18 protein-coding genes are annotated in these 25,461 nt (G+C 67.3%); 15 read left to right on the top strand and 3 right to left on the bottom strand.

Annotation, left to right across the window (positions count from 1 at the left end; genetic code table 11):
• Nucleotides 1-33: 33 nt before the first annotated feature.
• Complete coding sequence (locus ACO1P8_RS13235) at nucleotides 34-1,590, bottom strand: amidase (protein WP_486296344.1); 1,557 nt, start codon at nucleotides 1,588-1,590, stop codon at nucleotides 34-36.
• Nucleotides 1,591-1,785: 195 nt separating this feature from the next.
• A complete protein-coding gene (locus ACO1P8_RS13230) occupies nucleotides 1,786-2,520 on the bottom strand; it encodes a GntR family transcriptional regulator (protein WP_486296343.1) in 735 nt (244 codons plus the stop codon).
• A 472-nt stretch (nucleotides 2,521-2,992) separates the two neighbouring features.
• Here ACO1P8_RS13230 and ACO1P8_RS13225 point away from each other — a divergent pair, with 472 nt between their 5' ends.
• From ACO1P8_RS13225 to ACO1P8_RS13200, 6 genes are all read left to right on the top strand, one after another.
• Nucleotides 2,993-3,997: an ABC transporter substrate-binding protein gene (locus ACO1P8_RS13225; protein WP_486296342.1), complete on the top strand. Its 1,005-nt coding sequence runs from the start codon at nucleotides 2,993-2,995 to the stop codon at nucleotides 3,995-3,997.
• Nucleotides 3,998-4,019: 22 nt separating this feature from the next.
• Nucleotides 4,020-4,841, top strand: coding sequence for an ABC transporter permease (locus tag ACO1P8_RS13220; protein ID WP_486296341.1), 822 nt, complete (start codon nucleotides 4,020-4,022; stop codon nucleotides 4,839-4,841).
• On the top strand, nucleotides 4,838-5,611 hold the full coding sequence (locus ACO1P8_RS13215; RefSeq protein ID WP_094840208.1) for an ABC transporter ATP-binding protein: 774 nt from the start codon (nucleotides 4,838-4,840) through the stop codon (nucleotides 5,609-5,611). The genes ACO1P8_RS13220 and ACO1P8_RS13215 overlap by 4 nt, the downstream gene beginning before the upstream one ends.
• 150 nt (nucleotides 5,612-5,761) lie before the next feature.
• On the top strand, nucleotides 5,762-6,493 hold the full coding sequence (locus ACO1P8_RS13210; protein ID WP_486296340.1) for a maleate cis-trans isomerase family protein: 732 nt from the start codon (nucleotides 5,762-5,764) through the stop codon (nucleotides 6,491-6,493).
• Nucleotides 6,490-8,091, top strand: coding sequence for a dihydropyrimidinase (gene hydA / locus ACO1P8_RS13205; protein WP_486296339.1), 1,602 nt, complete (start codon nucleotides 6,490-6,492; stop codon nucleotides 8,089-8,091). Before ACO1P8_RS13210 ends, hydA begins: the two co-directional genes overlap by 4 nt.
• Nucleotides 8,088-9,440, top strand: coding sequence for an amidohydrolase family protein (locus tag ACO1P8_RS13200; protein WP_486296338.1), 1,353 nt, complete (start codon nucleotides 8,088-8,090; stop codon nucleotides 9,438-9,440). Before hydA ends, ACO1P8_RS13200 begins: the two co-directional genes overlap by 4 nt.
• An 18-nt stretch (nucleotides 9,441-9,458) precedes the next feature.
• Here ACO1P8_RS13200 and ACO1P8_RS13195 read toward each other — a convergent pair whose 3' ends face one another.
• On the bottom strand, nucleotides 9,459-13,097 hold the full coding sequence (locus tag ACO1P8_RS13195; protein ID WP_486296337.1) for an ATP-binding protein: 3,639 nt from the start codon (nucleotides 13,095-13,097) through the stop codon (nucleotides 9,459-9,461).
• A 348-nt stretch (nucleotides 13,098-13,445) separates the two neighbouring features.
• Here ACO1P8_RS13195 and tssA point away from each other — a divergent pair, with 348 nt between their 5' ends.
• The 9 genes from tssA to ACO1P8_RS13150 all read left to right on the top strand — a co-directional run bounded on the left by tssA (nucleotide 13,446) and on the right by ACO1P8_RS13150 (nucleotide 25,450).
• Entirely contained in the window at nucleotides 13,446-15,059 is a 1,614-nt protein-coding gene (gene tssA / locus ACO1P8_RS13190; protein ID WP_486296336.1) for a type VI secretion system protein TssA, read from the top strand.
• A 23-nt stretch (nucleotides 15,060-15,082) separates the two neighbouring features.
• Nucleotides 15,083-15,601 carry a type VI secretion system contractile sheath small subunit gene (gene tssB / locus ACO1P8_RS13185; RefSeq protein ID WP_486296335.1) on the top strand — a complete coding sequence of 173 codons (519 nt, stop codon included), beginning with the start codon at nucleotides 15,083-15,085 and terminating at the stop codon, nucleotides 15,599-15,601.
• 3 nt (nucleotides 15,602-15,604) lie between these two features.
• Nucleotides 15,605-17,098 (top strand): type VI secretion system contractile sheath large subunit, encoded by a 1,494-nt coding sequence (gene tssC / locus ACO1P8_RS13180; RefSeq protein ID WP_486296334.1) that lies wholly within the window; start codon nucleotides 15,605-15,607, stop codon nucleotides 17,096-17,098.
• Nucleotides 17,099-17,193: 95 nt separating this feature from the next.
• Nucleotides 17,194-17,682 carry an Hcp family type VI secretion system effector gene (locus tag ACO1P8_RS13175; protein ID WP_486296333.1) on the top strand — a complete coding sequence of 163 codons (489 nt, stop codon included), beginning with the start codon at nucleotides 17,194-17,196 and terminating at the stop codon, nucleotides 17,680-17,682.
• Nucleotides 17,683-17,718: 36 nt separating this feature from the next.
• Nucleotides 17,719-18,138, top strand: a complete 420-nt coding sequence (gene tssE / locus ACO1P8_RS13170) for a type VI secretion system baseplate subunit TssE (protein WP_486296332.1) — start codon at nucleotides 17,719-17,721, stop codon at nucleotides 18,136-18,138.
• A gap of 28 nt (nucleotides 18,139-18,166) precedes the next feature.
• Nucleotides 18,167-19,888: a type VI secretion system baseplate subunit TssF gene (tssF, locus tag ACO1P8_RS13165; RefSeq protein ID WP_486296331.1), complete on the top strand. Its 1,722-nt coding sequence runs from the start codon at nucleotides 18,167-18,169 to the stop codon at nucleotides 19,886-19,888.
• The gene (tssG, locus tag ACO1P8_RS13160) at nucleotides 19,852-20,898 is read left to right on the top strand and encodes a type VI secretion system baseplate subunit TssG (protein WP_486296330.1); all 1,047 of its coding nucleotides are present in this window, start codon (nucleotides 19,852-19,854) and stop codon (nucleotides 20,896-20,898) included. Before tssF ends, tssG begins: the two co-directional genes overlap by 37 nt.
• On the top strand, nucleotides 20,895-23,687 hold the full coding sequence (tssH, locus tag ACO1P8_RS13155; protein ID WP_486296329.1) for a type VI secretion system ATPase TssH: 2,793 nt from the start codon (nucleotides 20,895-20,897) through the stop codon (nucleotides 23,685-23,687). The genes tssG and tssH overlap by 4 nt, the downstream gene beginning before the upstream one ends.
• Nucleotides 23,687-25,450 carry a type VI secretion system Vgr family protein gene (locus ACO1P8_RS13150; RefSeq protein ID WP_486296328.1) on the top strand — a complete coding sequence of 588 codons (1,764 nt, stop codon included), beginning with the start codon at nucleotides 23,687-23,689 and terminating at the stop codon, nucleotides 25,448-25,450. The genes tssH and ACO1P8_RS13150 overlap by 1 nt, the downstream gene beginning before the upstream one ends.
• Nucleotides 25,451-25,461 lie beyond the last annotated feature (11 nt).

Raw genomic sequence — 25,461 nt, 5'->3', positions numbered from 1 at the left:
GGGATATCCCCAAGCTCGGGCAGGCAGGGCGGTTCAGACCGCCACGTCCACCGAGCCATCCGCGCGCGCGGCCTCGGCCGACCCGCGCACCAGTGCCGGGTCCGGCGGCGCGGTCACGATGCCGGTGCGGAAATCGAGCGGAGCCTGCGTACGCAGGCGATCCAGGTCTGGCAGCGGCCGGGCCAGCGCGGGATCGCGCGCCCAGGCCCACTCCAGCGATTTGCAGATTTCCAGCAGCGCCAGGTCCTGGCGGAAGCCGCCGATGACCTGCATGCCGAAAGGCATGCCCGCGTGATCGCGCCCGCAAGGCATGGACAGCGCGGGGTTGGTCATCAAGGTCACGACATAGGTCAGCGCCAGCCAGCGGTAGTAGTTTTCCTGGGGCTTGCCGTTGATGCGGTCCAGCGCCAGCTGGGTCCAGGGGAAAGGCGTCACCGGCGTGGTGGGCGCCAGGATCACGTCGTAGTTCTCGTACAGCGACTGGAAAGCCTTGAACATGCGGGTCTGGTCCAGGTGCGCCGCGGTATGGTCGGCCAGCGTCATCGCAGCGCCCATTTCGTAGTTGGCGCGCGGATTGGGCCCCAGGTTGTCGGGATTCGCCTCATAGGCCTCGCGATAGCGGGCCACGTAGTTGGCCGCCCGGATCACATCGAAGCAGCGGTGCGCCGCGGCCAGGTCCGGCCGCACTTCGTCGCAGCTCCTGAAAAGATGGCGCATGGCTTGCACCTTGGCCAGGAATGCGCGGCGGATATCGTCATCGACCTCGCATACGCCGAAGTCCACCGTGTAGCCGACGCGCAGGCTGCCGAGGTCGCGCGGGCGCAGGCTGGCGAAGGCCGCCGCGTCCACGTCGTACGACAGCGGATCGCAGTCCGCGCGGCCGGCGATCGCGGACAGGTGCAGGCCCACGTCGTCCATCGCGCGGCCCATGGGGCCGACCACGGAGATCGGCGTCCATCCGAGCGCGCGGCGTTCCACCGGCACCAGTCCCGGCGACGGCCGGAAGCCGATAACGCCGCACTTGGCGGCGGGGATGCGCAGCGAACCGCCCGTATCCGAGCCCGTGCACAGCGGCAGCATGTCGGTGGCCAGCGCCACCGCCGAGCCGCCCGAGGAGCCGCCGCAGTTCAAGCGCGGATCGAAAGGATTGCCGGTGGCGCCCCAGACCGGATTGCGGGTATTCGCGCCGGCCCCCAGTTCCGGCACATTGGTTTTGCCGACGACGATGGCGCCGGCGCGCCGCATGCGCGCCACCATCAGGTTATCCGCGGCGGGCACATGGCCGCGGTACATGGGCGAGCCGAAGGTGGTCAACAGGCCCTCGGTCTCTTCCAGGTCCTTCACGCCCAGCGGCAGCCCGTGCAGCACACCCAGCGGCAGGCCGCGCAGGACCGCCGCCTCGGCCGCGCGCGCTTCTTCCTTCGCGCGCTCGTAGCAGGTGGCGGTGATGGCGTTCAGATGCGGATTGAGCGCCTCGATGCGCGCCAGGCAGGCCTGCAACAGTTCGACCGGCGAGATCGTCTTGTCGCCGATGGCGCGCCGCAGGTCCACGGTGGACCAGGAAACCAGGGAATCGGAGGAAGCCGGCATGGCGATGTTCCGCTAGGAGAAGGACCAAGCCGATTCTGGAAGCCGCGCACCGGCGTGTCCATTACAGATTTTCGCAGCGGACGTTCTGGAAATTCGAAGCGCGATGCCCCGGAAGAATCCACCATGCCAGCGATCCGTACCGGCTGCCCGCGCGAGCGATGCGCGGCCAGCCCCGCGGGACGGCGGCCGATAGGTTCAGCCGGCGAACAGCGACTGCAGGTCCACGCGCGGCGCGGCTTCGGGTTCCTCCAGCGCAAGCGTGGCTTCGATGTGCTGGAGGTGGTGGCGCATCAGGCTGGCGGCCCGCCCGCTGTCGCGCGCTTCGATCGCATCGATGACGTCCTCGTGCTCGTGATAGGGACACGCGGGCGTATTGGGCTTGTCGTACAGCGTGATGACCAGGCAGGTCTGCGCGCACAGCTCGCGCAGCGTGCGCATCAGGATGCGATTGCCCGTCAGCTCCGCCATCAACAGGTGGAATTCGCCGGACAAACGAATGATGACGGATCGCTCGCCGGAGGCGCGCGCCGCGGCTTCCTGCCGCACATGGGCGCGCAAGCGATGGATCTGCGCCGCTTTGGGCGCGCGCGCCAGCAGCTCGGCCATGGGCGGCTCGATCATATGGCGCATGGCGAAGACCTCGCGCGCCTCCTCGACGCTGGGCTTGGCGATGAAGGCGCCGCGGTTCGGCACCAGGGTGACCAGGTTTTCGTGCGCGAGACGCGCCAGCACCTGCCGGATGCGTCCGCGCGTGCTGCCGGTGACCTCGGCCAGATGGTCTTCCACCAGGCGCGTGCCGGGCAGCAGGCGGTGTTCGAACACCGCCTGCTGTAGCCTGCGGTAGATCTCTTCGTTGGCCAGCATGGCGGACGGCGCGCCGTCGCTATCGGGGCGGCGGGAAGACGAGCTTTTGTCGATCTGGGAGTCCATACGGCGGCGGGCGGTATCCAGGAAAACGGCGTTGCGGCGAAGCTTGGGGCGCGATGCGCGCCGCTTCGCCGCGCGTGAGCGACATTCTAGATTGTGCGCAATCGAAAGGAAAACGGGAAGCGCCATATCGTGGCGCCGTCCATACAGCCGACGACCATTGCGCCACGGCGACACGCGCGAACGGCCCGCGCAGACCGATGCCGACCCCGCCGCATCGAGCGGGCCGGCACGCACCGCGCCTTGCGCATTTGCGGTGCACGAGGCCCCATCCTGGCGCATGGCTACAACGTTCCCCTTTTGCCTGCTCCCCCTCGGCCGTCACGATTCACCTGAGTACAAAGGCACTTGTGATTGTGCACAATCCGTTGAAAAAGTTGGCACACCTATTGCTTGATCCCCTCCGGATACCGGCCCGCCGTACCGGCAGCCCGGCCCCCGACCCGTACCGATCACGCAACACAGGAGCCTTTCCATGTCTTTCATCAAAGCGGTGGCAGCCATCGCCCTGGCGGCCTTGGCCGGGGCACACGGCGCGGCGCAGGCCGCCGACCCGGAAATCAAACTGGGCTTCGCCAAATGCGCGCACTGCGTGCCCATGGGCCTGACCCCGCAGCTCGCCAAGGGCGTGGCCATAGACGCCACCGCCTTTACCTCCGGCAACGACGTACTGACGGCACTGGTGTCCAAGAGCATCGACGTCGCCCAGGTCACGTACCTGCACTTCGTCACCGCGCTGGACAAGGGCTTCGATGTCGTGGCCATTTCCGGCCAGGTGAACGGCGGCTCGGAAATGTTGTCCGCGCCTGCGCTGAACCTGAAGGCCGACGATTGGGACGGCTTGAAGAAGCTGATCGCCGAGCGCAAGAAGGCCGGCCAGCCGCTGCGCGTGGCGGCCTCGCGCGGCAACGCCCAGGACCTGCACATGCGCGGCGTGCTCGCCACGCACGGCATCAATCCGGACAAGGACGTGCAGTTCATCAATATCCCCAATCCCGCCGACCACGCGGCCGCCCTGCAACGCAATGAAATCGACCTGGTGTCCACGGTGGAACCCTTCGCGTCGCAGATCCGCATGAACGGCGCCGGCAAGCATTTCGATTTCCCCTACGACCAGGCCGCGGGCAAGCTGACGAACCTGATCGTCACCCGTTCCGACGTCATCAAGGACAAGCCCCAGGCCGTACAGGCCACGGTCGATGCCGTGGTGTCCCTGGTCGGCAAGCTGAAGACCGACCGCCAGGTCTGGATAGACAGCATTACCAAGTACACGGCGCTGGATCCCAAGATCGCCGCCGCGGCCCTGGACAACGCCTACCCCGACTACGCGATGTACCAGAAACAGACGCTGGCGATCGCCAAGATGATGAAGGACCTGCACTACGTGTCGACCGACGTCAGCGGCCAGATCCCGGCGCACATGGACTACAGCTTCCTGGTCAAGGCCACCGGCAAACCCAAGAGCGAACTCGGCGATTGACGCCGGGGGCACGGAGAATCCCATGCGTCTATTCGCCCACAAAGAGCGGCTGGTGGTCCCGGTCGTCATCCTGCTCGCCTGGGAGGCCTTCTCCCGGTCCGGGCTGATCCCGCCCGCATTGCTGCCCGCGCCCTCGCGCGTGCTGCTGACCTGGGCCGACTGGATATTCGGCACCGACGGCAGCACGCAGTCGTACAGCGGCGAATGGCTGCCGGCCGCCTTTGCCAGCCTGCTGCGCGTGCTGGCCGGCTACTCGATCGCGGCGGCCAGCGGCATTCTGCTGGGAATCGCCATCGGCTGGTGGCGCTGGGTGGAAAAGACCATCGAGCCGACGATACAGGTGCTGCGTCCGATACCGCCCGTGTCGTGGATTCCGCTGGCCATCATCTGGTTCGGCATCGCCAACAAGCCGGCGATCTTCCTGGTCTTCCTGGGCGCCTTCTTCCCGATCCTGATGAATACCATCCATGGCGTGAAGAACGTCGACCGCAACCTGATCCGCGCCGCCGCCATGATGGACGCCACGCAATGGCAGTTGCTGCGCCATGTCGTGCTGCCCGCGGCGCTACCCAGCATTTTTTCGGGGCTGCGCATCGCCATCGGCTCGGCATGGATGCTGACCGTCACGGCGGAAATGGTGGCGGTCAAAAGCGGCCTGGGATATTCCCTGTGGGATTCGTATTACTTCCTGCGCTACGACCTGGTCATTGCCGCCATGGTCAGCATCGGCCTGCTCGGCTATCTGTCCGACCTGCTGCTGAAGACCATCATGAACGCCTGCCTGCACTGGCAGCGCGGATCCACGCTGCAGGGCAGCCAGCAGGCCGCCGGGAGTCCACGATGAGCCACGTCGTTTTCGAAAGCATAGGCAAGACCTTCTACGACGCGCGCCGCAATACCGAGCTGCTGACGCTGAAGGACGTGTCGCTGAGCGTCGGCCGCCACGAATTGCTGTGCCTGCTGGGGCCGTCCGGCTGCGGCAAGTCCACGCTGCTGAATATGCTGGCCGGCTTCGAACATCCCACCACGGGCAGGGTGACCGTGGAAGGCAAACCCGTCACGCGGCCCGGCGCGGACCGTGGCATGGTTTTCCAGCAGGCCACCCTGATGCCGTGGCTGCCGGTCTGGGACAACGTCGCCTTTCCCTATCGCCTGCGCGGCAAGTCCAAGGACGAACGGCGCAAGCTGGCGCAACCCTATATCGACCTGGTGGGCCTGACCGGCTTCGAGGACCACTACCCGTCCGAACTGTCCGGCGGCATGAGCCAGCGCGTGGGCATCGCGCGCGCGCTGCTGCTCAACCCGGGGGTGATCCTGATGGACGAACCCTTCGCCGCGCTGGACGCGCAGACCAAGGCCGACATCCAGGAGGAACTCGTCTCCATCTGGCAGAAGTCGCAATCGACGATCGTGTTCGTCACGCACAGCGTCGAAGAGGCGCTGATCCTGGGCACCCAGGTCGCCGTCATGACGCATCGGCCCGGCCGCATCCGCGAACTGATACCCGTCGACCTGCCGCGCCCGCGCGACACCACATCCGCCGTATTCAACGAGCTAAAGCGCCATGTGCTGTCGCTTATCCGCGAAGAAGCCGCGCTGGCGCGCGCCGCGTGAACGCATGGCCGGGAATCGGCGGCCCGCGGCGCCTGGCGCCCGCGCGCGGGGCGCGGACGCGCGCTCGGCCGCGCCCCAGCCGCCCTCCCACCTAGACCCCGCCGGCGCCGGCACGCGCGCCGGCCTCCCCTTCTACGCAGGAACCTCCCCATGACCACGAACCGCTTGCTGCTGGGCATGCTGACCCCTTCCTCCAACACCGTGCTGGAGCCGGTGACCAGCGCCATGCTCGCCGGGCTGGACGATGCCAGCGCGCATTTCGGCCGCTTTCCCGTCACGGAAATCGCCCTGTCGGACCGCGCGCTGGCGCAATTCGACGACACCCCCATCCTGCGCGCGGCCGAACTGCTGGCGCACGCGAAAATGGACGTGATCTGCTGGAACGGCACATCGTCCGGCTGGCTGGGATTCGACGCGGACGTCGAATTGTGCCGGCGCATCGAAGGCGCTACCGGCATCAAGGCCTGCACATCGGTGCTGGCGCTGAACGAAATCTTCGAACGCACCCAGGTCAGGAAGTACGCCCTGGTCACGCCGTACACGGATGACGTGCAGACGCGCATCCTGGCCAACTACGCCGGCGCCGGCTATGAATGCGTCGCCGAACGCCACCTGGGCAGGCGCGACAACTTTTCGTTCTCCGAGGTCGACGCCGACACGCTGCGCGGCATGGTACGCGAGGCGGCCAAGGCCAGGCCGGACGCGATCTCGATCTTCTGCACCAATCTGCGCGGCGCGCCGCTGGTGGAAGAACTGGAACGCGAAACCGGCATCCCCATCTACGACACCATCGCCACGGCGGTCTGGAAATCCCTGCGGCTGGCCGGCGGCGACGCGCGGCGGGTCCAAGGCTGGGGATCGCTGTTCCAGGAGGTGGCATGAAGCCCGCCCCATCCGGAAGCGAAACGCCGCCGGTGGCGGATGCGCGACGCCAGGGGAGCGGCGCGGCGGATGAACGGCCCTACGATCTGGTGGTGCGCCATGCGCGCGTGGCCACCGCGGGCGATATCTTCGAAGCCGACATCGGTATCCGCGACGGCCGTATCGCCGCGCTGGCGCGCGGCCTGCCGCCGGGCGCGCGGGAAATCGATGCGGCCGGCCGCTGGGTCCTGCCGGGGGGCGTGGACGCCCACTGCCACCTGGCGCAAAAGACGGGCGACGATTCGGTCATGGCCGACGATTTCCTGTCCGGCACGCGCTCGGCCGCCTGCGGCGGCACCACCACCGTCATTCCCTTCGCCGCGCAGTTGAAGGGCGAATCGCTGGTGCAGGCGGTGCGCGACTACCATGCGCTGGCCGACGGCCGTGCCTGCATCGACTATGCCTTCCACATGATCGTTTCCGACGCGACGCCGCGCGTCACGGAAGAGGAACTTCCGGCGCTGATCGAACAGGGCTACACGTCGTTCAAGATCTACATGACCTACGACGACCTGAAGCTGGACGACCGCCAGATCCTGGACGTGCTGTACGCCGCGCGGCGCCATGGCGCGATGACCATGATCCACGCCGAAAGCAGCGACTGCATCGCCTGGCTGGCGGACCGCATGCTGGCCGAAGGCCTGGACACGCCGCCCTACCATGCGCTGTCGCGGCCGCCGGTGGCCGAGCGCGAAGCCACGCACCGGGCGATTTCGCTGGCCGAGCTGCTCGATACGCCGATCCTGATCGTCCATGTGTCCGGACCGGACGCGATCGAGCAGATCCGCTGGGCGCAGACGCGCGGCCTGAAGATCTATGCCGAGACCTGCCCGCAGTACCTGTTCCTGACGGCGGCGGACCTGGAAGGCGACCTGCTGGAAGGCGCGCGCTGCATCTGCAGCCCGCCGCCGCGCGACCATGCCGCCCAGCAGGCCGTGTGGAACGGCCTGGCCAACGGCACCTTCCAGGTGTTCTCGTCCGACCACGCTCCCTTCCGCTTCGAGGGGCCGGGCGGAAAGAAGCCGCAAGGCGACCATACGTCCTTCAATCATGTCCCCAACGGCATACCGGGCCTGGAAACGCGCCTGCCGCTGCTGTTTTCCGAGGGCGTGCTGGACGGCCGCATGGACATCAACACCTTCGTCGCGCTGACCTCGACACAGCCCGCCAAACTCTACGGCCTGTATCCGCGCAAAGGTACCATCGCCATCGGCGCGGATGCCGATATGGTGATCTGGGACACCGGAATCATGCGCGTCATCCGCAACGCCGAACTCCATCACAACGTCGACTACACGCCTTACGAGGGCCGCACCGTGCGCGCGTGGCCGGCGATAACGCTAAGCCGCGGCCAGGTCGTCTATGCGGACGGCGCCTTTCACGGGCATGCCGGCCATGGCCGCTTCCTGCCCTGCGAACGGCCGGCGCCGGCGCGCCCGCGCCGCGCGGCCGCCCGGCACGCGCCCTGGCTTGCCGCCTTGTCCCGCATGGACCCTGTCGATGCCGGCTCGGACGGAACGGCCCCAGGCATGGACGCGGCCGCAGGAGGCTCCGCATGAACCAGACACCCGCTTTCGACCTGATGATCACGGACGTCACCGCGCTGACGGCGGATCCCGCGCGTCCCTGCATCGAACACGCCTGCATCGGGGTGCGCGACGGCCGCATCGCCTGGATCGACGACGCGCCGCCGCCCGGCGCGACCGCGACACGCACGCTGGACGGCGCGCGCCGCGTCGCCACGCCCGGCTTCGTCAACGTCCACACCCATTCCGTACTGACGATGGTGCGCGGCGTCGCCGCGGACCTGGGCTTCGCGCCTTCCTACACCCCCGGCATCCCCAAAGCCTCGCACCTGGACGACGAACAGGCTTGCGCGCTGGCGCGCCTGGGCGCGATGGAAGCCCTGCTGGCCGGATCCACCGTCATAGGCGACCACTTCACCCACGCCGACAGCACCACGGACGCCATCGCCGGCCTGGGCGCGCGCATCGCCGCCAGCTGGCGCATCCTGGACGTCGATTTCGACCGCGTCGCGCGCACGCGCGAATGGGTGCACGAACCGGCGATCGGCGAATCGCTGCTGGAACGCGGCCTGCACCTGGCGGACCGCTGGGCCGGCCATCCGCGCGTCAGCGTGCAGCTCGCCGCCCACGCCGCGGACACCTGTTCGGATCGCCTGCTGGCGCGGATCGCCGACCACGCCGGACGGCGCGGCCTGCGGGTCAATACGCACCTGGGCCAGAGCCAGGCCGAGGTCGACCGGGTGCATGCGCGCAGCGGAAAGACGTCGACGCAGGTGATGGACGAAGCCGGCCTGCTGAACGACCGGCTGATCGCCGGCCACTGCATCTACGTCACGCCGGAGGACGCCGCCCGGCTGGCCGCCGCCGGTGTGCATGTGGCGCACATTCCCAAATGCAACGCGGCATCGGGCCGCCTGGCGCCGACGCCCATGCTGCGCCGGGCCGGCCTGAACATGGCGCTGGCCACCGACACGCAGCACGGCGACATGATCGAGCTGATGCGCTGGGCGCTGGCGACGGCGCGCATCCAGGAAGGCAAGGTCGACGAATCCTGGCAGCCGGCGGATGTTTTCCACATGGCCACGCAGGGCGGCGCCGACGCGATGGGCCTGGGCGATCGCCTGGGCAGCCTGACCGTGGGCAAGGAAGCGGACATCGTGCTGCTCGATGCCGATCGCCCGCACTGGGTACCGTTGACCAACCCGGTCGGTACCCTGGTCCACACCGGCCAGGGGCGCGATGTACAGGCCGTCATCGTCGCAGGCGAACTTGTCGTGGACGATGGCCGGCCCGTGGGCTGGGACCTCGATCGCATTTGCCAGGAAGGCCGCACGGCCGCGCGGCAGGCATGGGACAAGGCGCGCCGCGCCGGCGCGCATTAACCGCGGGCCGGATAAGGCTCAGGCGGCCCGGCTCGCGCTGTCCCAGATTCGCGCCTCGGATCGGCGTGCCGACAGCAGCAGGCCCAGCCGGCGGCTTTCCGTCACGGCCAGGCGCCAACAGGCGACGGCACGCCCGCCGTCGCCGCGCCGCTCCCAGACGTCGCCCAGCAGGCACAGATATTCGCCACGCAGGAATTCGCTGCTGAACGTGTCGAGCAGGACGCCCGCGCGCTCCAGCGCCGCCATCGCCGCGCCGGTGTTGCAGCCGGTCAGGTGCGCCTGTGCCAGCAGCAGTTCCAAATGCGACTGCAGGACCGGAAATCCGTCGCGACAGGCCTGCAATGCGCTTTCGATATGAGCGATCGCGGCCACGTCCCCGCCTTGCGCGCGGCTCCACGCCGCCCACCCCTGCCCCAGCCCCTTCCACAAGGCAAAGTCGCCTTGGGCCGTCAACTGCCCAAGGCGATCGGCCGCCTCGCGCGTTGCCGCTTCGTCGCCGCGCAGCCAATGCAGCTTGGTCAGCAGGCTCTGGGCCAGTACGCGGCTGGCCAGATGATCCAGCGCGTCCGCGGCAGCGACGCCGGCCCGCGCGCTGGCCAGGCCTTCTTCGTCGCGGCCTTGCAATACCAGGGCCAGGCCCAATACGGCGCGCGCCAGGCTGACGCCATCCGCGCCACAGAACGCATAACGCAGCGTATGTTCCGGCTGCAGCGACAGCGTCTGGATACTGGACCGCAGCCAGCGCTCGGCGCTGGCCGCATCGCCGGTCCATAGCCTGGTATAGCCGTAGCCGTATTGGGCCCAGCCCAGGTGCAGGCCGTCGCGCGTCTGCTCCGCGTAACGGAGCAAACGATCGGCCAGTTGCAGGCTTTCCCGATGGGGCCGGGTGCAGAATGCCACCGTCCAGTCGCCCCACAACTGCTGGAATTGAACATGCACACTATCGTCGCGGTCGCGCAGTTCCGCGGTGCGCGCATACGCACGGGCGGTTTCGGGCGCGCCGCCGCCGCGCAATGCGGAATAGAGCGTACCGCGCAAGAGCTGGCACTCCATTTCGGCCTTGCGGCGGCCGGCGGCGTCCTCTACCAGGGCCACCGCGGCCAGGGCACGGTCAGCCAGGTCCTTCGCCTCCTGCACCGCCGATTGCGTCAGCGCGTCGCGCAGCGCCATGCACCACCATTGCGCCGCTTGCGGATTCCGCGCCTCGTCCAGGTGCAGCGCGATATACGCGGGGTCGACCGGCTTCGCTTGCGTATTCGCGCCGATCAGGTACTGCGCGACCTGATCGTGCTGGCGTCGCCGCTCGTTCGGGCTGAGCGATCGGTAGATGGCCGCACGGATAAGCTCGTGACGGAAATTTGCCGGCACGCCGCCGTCGAACAGCCCACGGCGGTGCAGTTCGCTCAGCACGGCGGGTATATCGCGGCGGCTGAAACCGCCTTCGGCCGCCGCGCACGTCAGCAGCAGATCGTCCAGGCGCCCCGCGACCGCGGCGAACTGCACGAGCCGCCGCGCCGCGGGATCCAGTGCCGACAACCGCGCGGCGACCAGGTCGGCGATCGCCGGGGTGACGCCGACGTCGGTGCCCAGCGTCACCTGGCGCACCATTTCCTCGGCATATAGCGGTATGCCCTCGGCGCTGTCGACGATCTGGGCGCGCAGCCTGGGCACCAGGCGCTGTCCGCGGGCGCGATTCATCACCAGTTCCGCCATGGCCTGGCGTTCCAGCGGCTTGAGCGCGATCTCATGCACGGGCCATGTCGGCGTGAATTCCTCCCGTGCGGTGGCCAGCAGCATCATGGGCGAAGACCGGGTGCGCCGCACCAGCGCTTCGATGAGCGCCAGGCTGGACCGGTCGGCCCAATGCAGGTCCTCCCAGATCAGCAGGCGGGGCCGGCCCGGCAAGTCGTGATGCGCAAGGATGGACGCCAGCACGTCCACCAGCACCGCCTGCGGGGTGTCGGCGGGCGCGGCGGTGCCGGCTTCGCCCCGGCTGGTCTCCGGGTACAGCACGCGCTTCAACGCCGGCCGCACACCGGGATCCAGCCCCACGCGCTTGCAAAGAATATCCACGGATCGGGTCTGCAGATCGCCGGACGGTACGTCCGCCACGTCCGCGGTCCCCCACTCCAGCGAAAGCCGCCGCAGCAGGTATTCCCGAACCGGGCGAAACGGCGTGGCGCCATGGCCCTCATGGCAGGAAAGCTGGCAGACTTCGCCTCCCGTGCGCCGGACATACTCGGCCATGACCCCGGCCAGGAGCGACTTGCCGATGCCCGGTTCGCCGCGCAATATCATGGCGGTCGGGGGCCGGGCAACCGGCAGGCGGGCCCACACATGGACCAGCGCGTCGAATTCGCGCGCGCGCCCGAACATGCGGCCGACGGCCTGCGCTTCCACCTGCGATTCCAGCAGGCAGAGCCGGCGGCCGTGGCGCTTCTCGTCGCGCACGTCGAATCCGTCGGACAGGCGCTCATGGACGGCCTGGCTGACGATCACCTCGCCCGCTTCGGCCAGGTATGCCATGCGCACCGCTTCCTGCGTCACCAGCGCGCCGGCGTCCGGGCGTTCATCCGATTGCACCAGGGCGATGTCCGAATGCAGGCCCATGCCGACCCGCACCCCCGGCGGCAGGGCCAGCTGGCGGATGGCGCAGGCCAGCCGGGCCGCCGCGTGCGCGGGGCGTTCGCTCAGCGCGCGGTAGCCGAACACCACCACCAGGCTGCTGGCCAGCCCCAGCATGACGTGGCAGCCTTCCTTTTGCGCCAGATCCAGCAGGTGCTTGCGCGCCATCTGCAGGCCGTGCAGCGTCTGTTCGAGATGCAGGTCCTGGTCGTCCGGCGACAACACGACCGCCAGGACCGCGAGCGGCCGGTACTGGCGATCCGCGGGGACATCCAGGCCTTCCATGCGAAGCGACGCCGGCGCCGCGCCTTCCATCAGCGCGGTCGTTTCGGCCGAAGGCTCGGAATCGTAGCGGTCGCGAATCAGCGCGGCGCAATCGTCGTAGGCCAACCGCGCCGCTTCCCGGTTGCCGCTGTCCAGCAGTTGGCGGATCAGGTGCCTGTGCGCGCCCTCGTCTTCGGGATGCGCCTGCACCCACAGCTTGGCCTGCTCCAGGGCATCGGCGCCTCTCCCCTCTTCGCGCAGCCGCGTCAACAGGGACTTCCGGGTTTCCGAAACTTCGCGCTCTATGCGCGACTGCCAGCTGGTGCGCCAGCTCGCGACGGCCGGGCTTTCCGGCAGTTCGGTGTATTCCAGGAGACGGCCGCGGTCATAGGAGAGGCGCTGCTCGGCCGTCAGGCTCTCGTAGCCCGGCGCGCCGGTCAGCGCCAGGACGTCGACCATGATGGCCTGCGGATTCAGCGCCAGTGTCGCGCCGGCGGCCGTCCATACGGCCGGCACCGGCTCGAAAAGGCGGCGCAAAACGAACAGCGCATGGCGCAGGTTCGCGCGGCCGTCACGCAATTCATGCGGCCACAGCATATCGGCCAGTTCGGCGCGCGCATACGGCTTGCCCTGAGCAAGCGCCAGCAGCGCCAGCAGCAGCCGCGGCTTGCTGTAGTTGAGGGCCCGCGTGCAATTGGCGTCGCGCACGGCGACGTCGAATTCACCGAGCAGGCGCAGTTGGACGGGGCGGGACAGGGCTGGGTGCACGGCAGCGCGGAAGCGGCGATGGTCAACAGGCGAAACCGGCGCCGGCACACACCCACATCATCGTTTTCATCCTGCCATCCCCCATTTATATATGTTTCCTCGTCGTTTCCAGACAATTCCTACAAAACAGCTTGTACAGAATAAACGTTAAAACAACGTTTAACGGATTTCACTTTGTAACGGTCCTCTGACGCCGTGCTTCAACGGGCGATTAACGCTCCCTCGCTAGCATGCGCTGCATGAGAAAGCCGATTTAACGCTTTCTCCCGAAATCGCTCGAATCGTTGCAGCGGCCGGTATCAGCTTATTGCAGATGTCGCCGCGCCGGTCGATACAAGGTGAAACGACGTGTCCGCAGTCAACTTCAACCGTGACGTAGGAAGAGCTCCCATCCGCAGCGATCGTGCCGCGGGTGACAGCCCGCGTGACGGCGAAGCGTTCGCTGCCCTGAAGTCGCAGATCGACCAGATGACGGACATCCACGCGAATGCTCCCGTCGACTGGCCGTCCGTGGTCGCGCTGGCCGCGCGGATACTCGGGGAAGAAGGCAAGGACCTGGCCGCGGGCACCTGGCTGGTTGCCGGCCTTTACGAAACCGCGGGTTCGCAAGGGCTGGCGGACGGCATTCATGTGCTGCGCGACCTGGTCGAGGTCTATTGGGACGACATGTCGCCGCCGGCCGCCCGCCTGCGCGGCCGGCGCAACCAGGTGCAATGGCTGCTCGATCATCTGGGCGACCGGCTCCAGCCGAATCGCGAGGACGAGACGCCGCTGCCGCCGGATCTGCACGCCGCCATGCTGGAAGACTGGGAAGCGCTGGATTCCGCCTGGCAAAGCCACGACGACGAGCCGCCGGCGTTCTACGGCCTGCGTTCGGCCCTGCGCGCGGTACCGGTGCAAGCGGCACCGGAGGAGCCTGCGACCGAACCGCCGGGGAATCCGTCCGCCGAGGTGGCGCCAGTGCCGCAAACAGCGGCAGTGCCGTCCGTTACCGCCGCCGCGCCCGCGATTGCGGCCCCGGCGACGGCCATGGCGCCGGCCCCGGCCATCGCCGTTTCCGCGCCGGCCGCCGGCAGCGACCCCGCGGCCGCCGCCGAGTCGGCCTTGGCCAGCTTGCGGCCGCTGGTGGAGTGGTATCTGCAAACCCAGCCGGCGCTGCCCCTGCTCTTCCGTATGAATCGGCTCTGCGCCTGGACGGCCCTGGAAGGCCTGCCGCCGGCCCGCGCCGGCGCCACCCTGCTGATGCCGCCGCCCATGCAATTGGCCGACGGATTCAAGCGGATATCGCAGACCGGCGAACCCGACGCGGTGGTGCAGTTCGCCGAATCGCACCTGATCGCGCACCGCTACTGGCTGGACTTGAACCGCGCCAGCCATGCCGCATTGATCCGTTTGGGCGCCGCGGAGGCGGCCGCGACGGTCGCTTTCGAGACCAGCCGCCTGATCGAGCGCCTGCCCGGCCTGCCGGACCTGAAATTCAATGACGGCCAGCCTTTCGCGGACCCCGAGACGCGCGCCTGGCTGGAAGGATTGGGGGGCGCGCAAAAGCCGCCCGCCGGCAAGGAGCAGGACGACCTGGCCGCCCTGGCCGGTGCCGCCGAAGCCGAGGCCGCCGCCGGCAACCTGGACGAAGCGCTGGACCGCCTGCAACAGGCCAGCCGCCGCAGCGAGAGCGCGCGCGCCCGCTTCCGCCTGCGCCTGGCGCAGTGCGCCCTGCTGCACCGCTTCGACGGCAGGGCCGACATCCGGCCGCTGCTGTCGCCCCTGATTGAAGAACTCGACGCCCATCGTTTGCCGTCATGGGAGCCGGAACTCGCCCGGCAGACCCTGGCGCTGGCGGCGGCCGTCGAACTGCGATACGGCGCCGATGACGCCGGGTCCTCCAGTGCGCTGCTGGCCAGACTGGCCAGCGTGGATTGCAGGGCCGCCTGGCAACTGTCGCAGTCAACCGCCGCAGCCTGATCACCGAAACCCAGGAGATAACCATGGCCAATGAAGGATCGGTAGCCCCCAAGGAACGCGTCAATATCGTCTACAAGCCGGCGACCGGCGACGCGCAGGAACAAGTCGAATTGCCCCTGAAGCAGTTGGTGATCGGCGATTTCACGCTGCAGCAGTCCGACACGCCGTTGGACGAACGCAAGCCCATACGCGTGGACAAGGACAATTTCAACGATGTGCTCAAGGCACAGAACCTGAACCTGACGCTGTCGGTCCCCAACCGCCTGGCCGAAGGCGAAACCGACGAAGCGATGGCCGTGGCGCTGAAGTTCGAGAACATCCGCGACTTCGAACCCGATTCGATCGTCGGCCAGGTACCGGAGCTGCGCCAGCTGATCGAGCTGCGCGAGGCGCTGAAGGCGCTGAAAGGCCCGCTGGGCAACCTGCCCGAATTCCGCAAGAAATTGCAGTCCCTGATCCAGGACGACGGTACGCGCGAACGCCTGCTGGGCGAACTGGGCGTGCAGGCGTCCGACGGGTCCGCGGACCAGACCAAGGAGTAAGCCATGAGCCAGGATTCCCCCCAGCAACAGACTGCCCCGGCCGCGCAGGGCGAAGCGCAGCCAGGCAGTTCGCTGATCGACCAATTGATCGAGTCCACGCGTGTCAAGCCCGGCGACGAAGCGTATTCGATCACCCGCCAGGGCCTGGAAGCCTTCGTGGCCGAACTCCTGGAGCCGAGCCGCGCGCAGCAGAAAGTCAGCCAGGGCCTGATCGATGAGATGATCGCCGGCCTGGACCGCAAGCTGTGCCGGCAAGTGGACGCGATCATGCACAACGAGCAGTTCCAGAAGCTGGAGTCTTCCTGGCGCTCGCTCAAGTTCCTGATCGACCGCACGGATTTCCGCGAGAACAACCGCATCGAGATCCTGAACGTCTCCAAGGAAGCCTTGCTGGAGGACTTCGAGGACGCGCCGGACATCACCCGCTCCGGCCTGTACAAGGCGGTCTACACCGCCGAATACGGCCAGTTCGGCGGCGAGCCCTTCGGCACCATCATCGGCAACTATGCATTCAACCCGGGCGGGCAGGACATCAAGCTGCTGCAGTCGATCGCCAGCGTCGCGGCGATGGCGCACACTCCGTTCATCGCGTCGGCCGGGCCGCAGTTCTTCGGCATGGATTCGTTTTCCAGCCTGCCCAACCTGAAGGATTTGTCCGCCGTTTTCGAAGGCCCGCAGTACACGAAATGGAATGCCTTCCGCCAGACCGAGGATGCCCGCTTCGTCGGCCTGACCATGCCGAATTTCCTGCTGCGCGTCCCCTACGGCGACGAGACCGTACCCAGCAAGAAGTTCCGCTACAACGAAGACGTCACCGGGGGGAATACGGACTTCCTGTGGGGTAATGCCGCCTTCGCGTTCGCCAGCCGGCTGTCCGACAGCTTCGCGCAATACCGCTGGAGCGCCAACATCATCGGCCCGCAGGGTGGGGGGACGGTCAGCGACCTGCCCATCTACAACTACGAGGCCATGGGCGAGACCCAGACCAAGATCCCCACCGAGGTGCTGATCTCCGAACGCCGCGAATTCGAACTGGCCGAACAGGGCTTCATCGCCCTGACCATGCGCAAGAACACCGACAATGCCGCGTTCTTCTCGGCGAACTCGGTGCAGAAGCCGAAGTTCTTCGGCAACAACAAGGAAGGCAAGGAAGCCGAGCTGAACTATAAGCTCGGCACCCAGCTTCCCTATATTTTCATCGTCAGCCGCCTGGCCCACTACATCAAGGTGATACAGCGCGAGAACATCGGGACATGGAAGGAACGCACCGACCTGGAATCCGAGCTCAACAACTGGATCCGCCAGTACGTGGCTGACATGGACAATCCTGCGCCGGGCGTGCGTAGCCGCCGCCCGCTGCGCCAGGCGGAAATTACCGTATCGGATGTCGAAGGCGACCCGGGATGGTATCGCGTCGGTTTGAAGGTGCGCCCGCACTTCAAGTACATGGGGGCGTCTTTCACGCTGTCGCTGGTGGGCAAGCTCGACAAGAGCTGATCACAGGAACTACCGGAACTGGCGTGCCGGCTGCCACCGGCACGCCACCGGTCTCATGCTGCCTTTAGCGTCATCAACTGCAAGGAGAATTTAACATGGCTATGCCCTGCTACCTCACCCTCGAAGGCCAGAACCAAGGCAAGATCGAAGGTTCGTGCGAAATCACCGGCCACCAGGGCAAGATCCTGGTGCAAGCGGTGGAACACAACATCGAGATCCCCAAGAATCCCCAGTCCGGCCTGCCTTCCGGCAAGCGCCAGCACCTGGGCATGACGCTGACCAAGGAAATCGACAAGTCGTCGCCCAAGATCTACCAGGCGCTGTGCTCCGGCGAACAGCTCAAGACCGCCGTCCTGGAGTTCTACCGCATCAGCCCGAAGGGAACCGAGGAAAAGTACTACACCATCAAGCTGGAGAACGCGGTCGTCGTCGGCACGCATCTGTGGGTGCCGAACTGCCTGCAGCCCGACAACCGCCAGCTCGGCCACATGGAAGACGTCCAGCTGACCTATGAAAAGATCACGTGGACGTGGGAGCCGGACGGCATCGAATCCGAAGATTCGTGGCTGGCCCCGAAGGCCTAAGGATGGAAGGCGGACGTTCGCGTCCGCCTCGCCGCCATGCGCGAACACCGGTTGCTGGAACGCATCGCCAGCCTGGGAGCCGACGACGAACGCTCCCATATCACGCGGGCGGAGATCCTGGTGGACTCCATCCTGGAACACCTGCGCCGCATCCTGAATACCCGGCAAGGCAGCGTGCCGATCGATCTGACGTTCGGCGTGCCGGATTTCACCAACCTGGCGGGGTCCTTCAGCACGGGCACCACGGGGGAAATGATCGAGGACATGACCCGCATGATCCAACGCTACGAACCGCGCCTGCGGCAACCTCGGATCACCTTCACGGAGATCCAGGACGAGGTGCTGTCCCTGGCCTTCGCGATTTCCGGCTTCATCGCGGTGGACGACCGCGAGATCGCCGTGCGGCTGGCCTCGCACGTCGCATCCAACGGCAGGGTATCGCTGCGCAGGCAATAACGGCTATCCGTCATGAGGCAGTAAGGGCATGCTGAACCGCTACTACGAACAGGAACTGGGGTATCTGCGCACCCTCGCGGCCGAATTCGCCGCCGGCAATCCCGCGCTGGCGCCGCTCCTGGGCGCCGACAGTGCCAGCGATCCCGACGTCGAACGCCTGCTGGAAGGCGTCGCCTTCATGACCGGCCTGGTCCGGCACCGCCTGGACGATGATTTTCCCGAATTCATCCAGAACGTCGCGCAATTGCTTTTTCCGCACATGCTGCGGCCGCTGCCGTGCATGACGATCATGCGCTACGAGCCGCGCGCCACGCTGGAAGAACCGGTCGTCATTCCCGCCGGGACCGAGTTCGCATCGGTGCCCGTCGATGGCCAGCGTACCCTCTTTCGCGCCTCGTTTCCGGTGACGCTGGAGCCGGTCGAACTGAAATCCGTGCAGTGGGAAGGCGGCGGCACGCGGCCGCGCTCGCTGCGCCTGCAGTTCGCCATGGTGGGGCCCGCTGCGGCGGACTGGAAGAGCGACCGTATCCGCCTGTACCTGGGCGATGCGCCGGCCGACGCCGCGCGCCTTTATTTGCTGCTGCAGCGCTACGTCAGCGAGGTGCGGATCAGCGCCGAAGGCGGGCCGGTCACGACCTTGCCGCCCTCCAGCATCGAGCCCGCCGGACTGCGGCCCGACCTGGAACTGCTGCCGTGGCCGGTGGGATCCCATCCCGCGTGGCGCGTACTGCACGAATATTTCGCGCTGCCGGAAAAGCTGATGTTCCTGGACCTGAGCGGCCTGTCCCAGTGGACCGGCCGCGGCAAGGCGACGGCGTTTTCGGTGCAGATACTGTTCGACCAGGTACCGGACTGGGCCCCCGCCGTCGGCACGTCCAGCTTCATCATGCATGCCACGCCCGCGGCCAATGTCTTCACCCAGGATGCGCATCCCATCCGCGTCGACCACCTGCAGCCCGATTATCGGGTTCACCCGGTCGCGCGCAGCAGCAAGGCGGTCGAGCGCATTTTCTCTGTCGACAGCGTGCGGGCCCGCGCAAGCGACGGCAGCGAACGCGAATACCATCCGGTCTCCGCGTTCCGGGGCGACGAGACCTCCTACAACGTCAGCATACGGGCGTCGGCGCTGCATCGCGACTACGACCACTTCCTGAGCCTGCCCTATACCGCCAGCGATCCCCCGCAGCAGCAGACGCTATCGATACGACTGACGTGCACGCATGGCGCGCTGCCGGAAGGCCTGCGGCTGGGCGACATCAGCGAGCCGACGGACAACTCGCCGCCGCGCATCGGCTTTCGCAACATCCACGGCGTGACGCCGCACTGCCCGCCGGTCATCGACAGCGCCCTGCTGTGGCGCGTGCTTTCCCACCTGAACGCCAACCACCTGGCGCTGGCCAGCGAAGGCCAGTTGCGCGACCTGCTGTCGCTTTACATTCCGCCGCGCCAGGTCGACGCCCAACGCAACGCGGCGGCGCGGCGCAGCATCGAATCCATCGCGGGCGTCGCCGTCGAGCCTGCCCGCCGCATCGTGCGCGGCATGCCGGTGCAGGGCAGCGAGGTCACCATCGAATGCCGCGGCGATCACTTCCCCGGGCCGGGCAGCCTGTTCCTTTTCGGCACCGTCCTGGATGAATTCCTGGCGGGCACGACCGCGATCAATACCTACAGCGCCCTGACGCTGGTGGATACCGTCAACGGAGAGACCCTGAAATGGCCCGCGAAGATCGGCCGCTACCGTCTGCTGTAGTGGATCCAGGCGCCGATCCGCTGCTGGCGGAGGGCCACCGCTACGCGTTTTTCCAGGCACTGCGCCTGTTGCGGCTGCGCGCGACGGACGAAGCCGCATTCACGTCCAACGTGCGCGTGCGGCCGGCGCTGTCGCTTTCCTTTCCCGACCGCGACATCGAGACGATCGAACGCGACGACGCCGGCACGTATCGCATTACCGCGAACTTCTTCGGGCTGTATGGGGTGACCTCGCCCCTGCCGACCTTCTATACCGAAGACCTGATCGACCAGCACCTGCAGGGCAATTCGACCGCGCGCGACTTCGTCGACATCCTGCACGCCGCGCTTTACCCCCTGCTGTTTCGCGCATGGGAAAAAAATCGCTTGTGGCTGGCCGTCACCGAGCGGCGCGACCCCAAGCGGCTGGACCAGCTTTTCTCGCTGGTCGGCTTGAGCGGCACCCGCCTGACGGGACGGCAGGCCGCGCGCGCGCTGCTGCCGCACGCAGGCAATTTCAACCAGTTCCCGCGCTCTGCCCTGGGCCTGGAATCGCTCGTGTCGGGACTGCTCGACAAGCTGCCGGTTTCGGTCGAGCCGTGCGTGGCGGAAACCGTGTTCATCCCGCGTCCCGCGCGCTGCCTGCTTGACGAGCAGGCCTGCGTGCTGGGCGAAGACGCGCTGCTGGGCAGCCGCATCGAGGAACGCTCCGGCGGCCTGGTAGTGCACGTCGGGCCATTTCCGCCGGACCGCCTGCCGGACCTGCTTCCCGGGACGAAGCGGCACACCGAACTGGTCGACGCCATCGCCTTGTATCTGAAGACACCATTGCGATGCGTCCTGGCATTGCATGTATCGCCGCGGCAACGGCCCGGAGCGGGCTTGGGCATCGGATGGCACCAGCTCGGCCTGAACACCTGGCTGCCGGAAGACGATCCCGACGACGCCACCGTGCCGTGGCCGCGCTACGACGATGTATTCCTGCCGATCGACACCGAATCATCACGGATATCCGAAGGGGCTTTGCAATGATGCTGGTAGAACTGAAACCTTTGTTCGCGCGCCTGAACCCGACGTGTTCCGCGGCGCTCGAAGGCGCGGCGGGCCTGACGCTGGCGCGCAACCATTATGAGATCGCCGTCGAACATATGCTGCGGCGGCTGCTGGAAGAGCCCGCGGGGGACGTCCATCGCATTCTGGCCCGCTTTGACATCGATCCCCTGCGGCTGGGCGCCCAGCTGGACGAAACGCTGGCCCAGCTGAAGAACGGCAATCCGGGACGTCCCGTCTTCTCGGGCTTGCTGACCGAGTGGGTGCAGGAATCCTGGCTGACGGCATCCATCACCCTGGGCGAGAGCCGGGTGCGCAGCGGCGCGATGCTGCTGGCGCTGGTATCGCGGCTGAGCTACTACGGCGCGGGCACCCGCTACGCTGAAACGCTGCGGGCGATCTCCCGCGAACAACTGACCGCGGAATTCGGCAACATCGTCGATGGATCCACCGAGGCCAGCACGCAGATCGCGGATAGCGCGGCCGGCGGCGGCACGCGACCCGCGGCGGCCGGCGATGCCGCCATCGGGCGCTTCTGCGAAGACTTCACCGCCAAGGCGGCAGCCGGCAAGATCGACCCGGTCTTCGGCCGCGACGCCGAAATCCGGCAGATGATCGATATCCTGGCGCGGCGCCGCAAGAACAATCCCATCTGCGTCGGCGAACCCGGCGTGGGCAAGACCGCCGTGGTCGAAGGCCTGGCCCTGCGCATCGTCAACGGCGACGTCCCCGACTTCCTGCGCGACACCCGGCTGCTGGGCCTGGACCTGGGCCTGCTGGAAGCGGGCGCCAGCGTGAAGGGCGAGTTCGAGAACCGCCTGCGCGGCGTCATCGACGAGATCAAGGGTTCGGCGCGGCCGACCATCCTGTTCATCGACGAAGCGCACATGCTGATCGGCGCCGGCGGGCAGAGCGGCGGCACGGATGCCGCGAACCTGTTGAAACCGGCGCTGGCGCGGGGCGAGCTGCGCACCATCGCCGCGACCACATGGAGCGAATACAAGAAGTACTTCGAAAAAGACCCCGCGCTGGCGCGGCGCTTCCAGGTGGTCAAACTGGACGAGCCGGACGTCCCCACCGCCGTGCAGATACTGCGCGGCCTGAAGGACCGCTACGAGGCCGCGCACGGCGTCACGGTGCGCGATGATGCCATCGTGGCCGCCGCGGAACTGTCCAGCCGCTACATCACCGGCCGTCTGCTTCCGGACAAGGCCGTGGATTTGCTGGATACCGCCGCCGCGCGCGTGCGCATCGGCCTGGGCATCAAGCCCGCCGAACTCGAAAACCTGGAGAGCCTGCTGGCGGGCCTGGAGCGCGAGCGCGAAGCCCTGACGCGCGATGTGCGCTACGAACCGGGCAGCCACAGCGAACGCCTGGACGCCATTGTCGAAGAGCGCGCCAGCCTCGAAGCGCGCCGCGCCGCCTTGCAGGCCCGCTGGCTCGAAGAGAAAGAGGCGGCGCAGGCCGTACTGGACCTGCGCCGGCAGTTGGGCCAGGCGCAGGGTACGCCGCCGGTCAATCCCACCGGCGCCGCCGGCGCGCAGGCGGGCGACGCCACCGGCACCGCCGATACCCGGGATCCGGGCGCGTCCGCCGATGCGGGCGAGCCGGAAACCGCCACCGCCGCCCCGGCGGATAACGGCGAGGCCGGCACGGCGGACCCCGTCGATACCGCGGCGCTGGATGCGCGCCTGGCCCAGGCGCGCACGCGGCTGAAGGAATTGCAGGGCCGCGAACCGCTGGTGTTCGTCGAGACCGATCCGGACGCCGTCGCCCGCGTGGTATCCGACTGGACCGGCGTGCCGCTGGGGAAGATGCAGCGCGATGCGGTCAGCGGCGTGATGGCGCTGTCCGACCATGTGAAGGAACGCATCCGGGGCCAGGACCACGCGGTGGACCAGATCGCTGCCGTCGTCAAGGCCGCGCAATCCGGCCTGCGCGATCCGCAGCAGCCGATGGGCGTGTTCCTGCTGGTCGGCCCGTCCGGCGTGGGCAAGACCGAAACCGCCCTTGCCGTCGCCGACCAACTGTTCGGCGGCGACCAGGCCCTGGTATCGATCAACATGAGCGAATTCCAGGAAAAGCATACGGTCAGCCGCTTGGTCGGTTCGCCCCCGGGCTACGTCGGCTATGGCGAAGGTGGAGTGCTGACGGAAGCGGTACGCAAGCGCCCCTATTCCGTGGTCCTGCTGGACGAAGTCGAGAAAGCCCACCTGGACGTGGTCAATCTCTTCTACCAGGTTTTCGACAAGGGCAGCCTGTCCGATGGCGAAGGCCGGGTCATCGACTTCAGCAACACGGTGGTCTTCCTGACGAGCAACCTGGCGACCGAAGAAATCACGCGCCTGACGCAGGACGGCAGGCCCGACGCCGACACCCTCGCCGCGGCCATACATCCCGTTCTCGCCAAACATTTCAAGCCCGCCCTGCTGGCGCGCATGACCGTGGTGCCCTACTACACCCTGCCGGCCTCCGAACTGGCCGGCATCGTCACACTCAAGCTGGGCAAGCTGCAACAGCGGCTGGCCGCGTCCAACCGCATCAGGCTGGAGTTCGCGCCGACGGTGGCCGACACCATCGCCGCCCGTTGCACCGAGGTGGACAGCGGCGCCCGCAACATCGATTTCATCCTGCGCAAGAGCCTGACGCCGGTCCTCTCCGACGCGGTGCTGTCCGCGATGGCGGACGGCCGCACGCTCAGCGCCATGCTCGTGGAACCGGGCGAGAACGGTGACTGGAAGATCACGACCACGGAGGCGGCCGCCGACTGATGCCCACCATGGCCAGCGTCTACGACTACACCTTCCAGTGCACCGCGCTGGAAGGTGCGCTGCAGGGCTCGACGAGCCATGCCGACCGGGTGCTGGTGACCCGGTGGCACGGCGTCGAGGCCTTGTCGCGGCCGTACAGATTCGAGATCACCCTGGCCGTGGCCCGGGCCGATCTCGCGCTGGAAACCCTGCTCGACCAGACCGTCACCCTGACGGCCAGGGTCCCTGGCGGCGATACCCGGCGCTGGCACGGCGTCATCACCCGCGCAGGCGAAGCGGGCCGCGACGAGACGCACTACTACTACCAGGTCGTGCTGGAGCCGCGCCTGGCGCGGCTGCGCAATATGCAATGGTCCGATGTCTACCTGAAGCGCGATCTGGCCGACCTGATCAAGCAGATGCTGGGGCACGCCGGCCTGACGGACACCTACAGCAGCGAGCACAGTCCCTACGACTACCGTATCGCCGCAACCGGATTGACGCGCACGCAGACGGAGTTCACCTGCCAGTACGAGGAGACCTGCCTGGATTTCCTCATGCGCAAGCTGGAGTACTACGGTGTCTACTTCTGGTTCGAGCAGGGGTCGGACCGCGAATCGCTGGTCTTCGCCAACGACGTCACCCAACAGCCGTCGGCCGCCGACACCGCTGTGTACTATCCGCGCGGGCATCAGGATCCGGACGCCCGCCACATCGCCATTACCCGGCTGGACCGCCGCGTCGGCCTGCTTCCCCGGACGGTCGTCCTGCACGGCCACCAGGATTACGCCAACACCTCGGTGACGCTGACGAGCCAGGCCGAAGTGCCGCTGCCGCAGGCCGAGAAGGGACTGGGCGAAATCCATAGCGGTGACGACCACTTCGAGCAGGTGGAAGGAGATACGCAGATTTCCGGCGCCACGCTGGCACGCTGGCGGGCCGAGGAACTGGCCTGCGGGCGCCTGCGCGCCGAGGGGCTGGCGCGCACCCCCGCCTTCGTGCGGATGGCGACGCCTTATGCGGGCGGCGCGTCCACGCAGGGCCTGAGCAACGCCGGCACCAGCATGCTGATCGAAGTACCCGGCCACCTGCGCATGTCGGCCGGCGGCTCCGACGAGGTCCTGGCGGGCTTCCTCAGTTCGGTCAAGTCGTTCGCACCGGGCATCAGCGGGGCCACCACCGGCGGCATCGTCATGACCAACTTCGTCGGCGCCAAGGTGGAAAACACGGCGGGCGTGGCGGTCAGCAACTTCCTCGGCGTCAAGGCCGAAATGAAGGAGTCGCTGAACTGCGATTTCAATCTCAGCGCCAAGCTGGCCGTCGACATGTCGACGTCGAAAGTCTTCACCCCGTTCAAGAAGGACAAAGTGGAGGCGGCGGTCAGCGACGTCAACGTGTCCGCGACCAAGGTCGTGGAGTCGGAGAAAAGCGTCGCCGCGACGCGCAATACGCTGGTGGGAACGTGGAATACCGTGGCCACGTCGGAGTTCGAACTGCTTTCGCCGAACACCGCCATCGGCTCGCCGGCGACCGCCTTCATGCGCCTGAATGTCAGCGGCGCCAGCCTGCTGGGCGCGAGCCTGTACTTCGAAGCCGTCACCAGCACGACCATCAAGTCGACCGCGCTGACCACGATCGAAGTCGGCGAGACGACATCCCTGACGATGACGCCGGCCAGCGCCACGGTGCAAAGCACGTCGGTCGAACTGCATTCGCTGGGAAACATCGAGTTCGTCGCGGTCGGAAACCTCTACGCCAGCGGACCGCTGATCACCTTCGGATGACAAGACAATAG

This window comes from Bordetella sp. (genome assembly GCF_057362025.1).
Note: the sequence above shows the minus strand (reverse complement) of the source record. Positions and strands in the feature narration are given on the sequence as shown.

Coding starts and splice junctions, on each gene's coding strand:
- ACO1P8_RS13235 (WP_486296344.1), bottom strand. CDS start 1,590: ATGCCGGCTTCCTCCGATTCCCTGGTTTCCTGGTCCACCGTGGACCTG.
- ACO1P8_RS13230 (WP_486296343.1), bottom strand. CDS start 2,520: ATGGACTCCCAGATCGACAAAAGCTCGTCTTCCCGCCGCCCCGATAGC.
- ACO1P8_RS13225 (WP_486296342.1), top strand. CDS start 2,993: ATGTCTTTCATCAAAGCGGTGGCAGCCATCGCCCTGGCGGCCTTGGCC.
- ACO1P8_RS13220 (WP_486296341.1), top strand. CDS start 4,020: ATGCGTCTATTCGCCCACAAAGAGCGGCTGGTGGTCCCGGTCGTCATC.
- ACO1P8_RS13215 (WP_094840208.1), top strand. CDS start 4,838: ATGAGCCACGTCGTTTTCGAAAGCATAGGCAAGACCTTCTACGACGCG.
- ACO1P8_RS13210 (WP_486296340.1), top strand. CDS start 5,762: ATGACCACGAACCGCTTGCTGCTGGGCATGCTGACCCCTTCCTCCAAC.
- hydA (WP_486296339.1), top strand. CDS start 6,490: ATGAAGCCCGCCCCATCCGGAAGCGAAACGCCGCCGGTGGCGGATGCG.
- ACO1P8_RS13200 (WP_486296338.1), top strand. CDS start 8,088: ATGAACCAGACACCCGCTTTCGACCTGATGATCACGGACGTCACCGCG.
- tssB (WP_486296335.1), top strand. CDS start 15,083: ATGGCCAATGAAGGATCGGTAGCCCCCAAGGAACGCGTCAATATCGTC.
- tssC (WP_486296334.1), top strand. CDS start 15,605: ATGAGCCAGGATTCCCCCCAGCAACAGACTGCCCCGGCCGCGCAGGGC.
- ACO1P8_RS13175 (WP_486296333.1), top strand. CDS start 17,194: ATGGCTATGCCCTGCTACCTCACCCTCGAAGGCCAGAACCAAGGCAAG.
- tssE (WP_486296332.1), top strand. CDS start 17,719: ATGCGCGAACACCGGTTGCTGGAACGCATCGCCAGCCTGGGAGCCGAC.
- tssF (WP_486296331.1), top strand. CDS start 18,167: ATGCTGAACCGCTACTACGAACAGGAACTGGGGTATCTGCGCACCCTC.
- tssG (WP_486296330.1), top strand. CDS start 19,852: ATGGCCCGCGAAGATCGGCCGCTACCGTCTGCTGTAGTGGATCCAGGC.
- tssH (WP_486296329.1), top strand. CDS start 20,895: ATGATGCTGGTAGAACTGAAACCTTTGTTCGCGCGCCTGAACCCGACG.
- ACO1P8_RS13150 (WP_486296328.1), top strand. CDS start 23,687: ATGCCCACCATGGCCAGCGTCTACGACTACACCTTCCAGTGCACCGCG.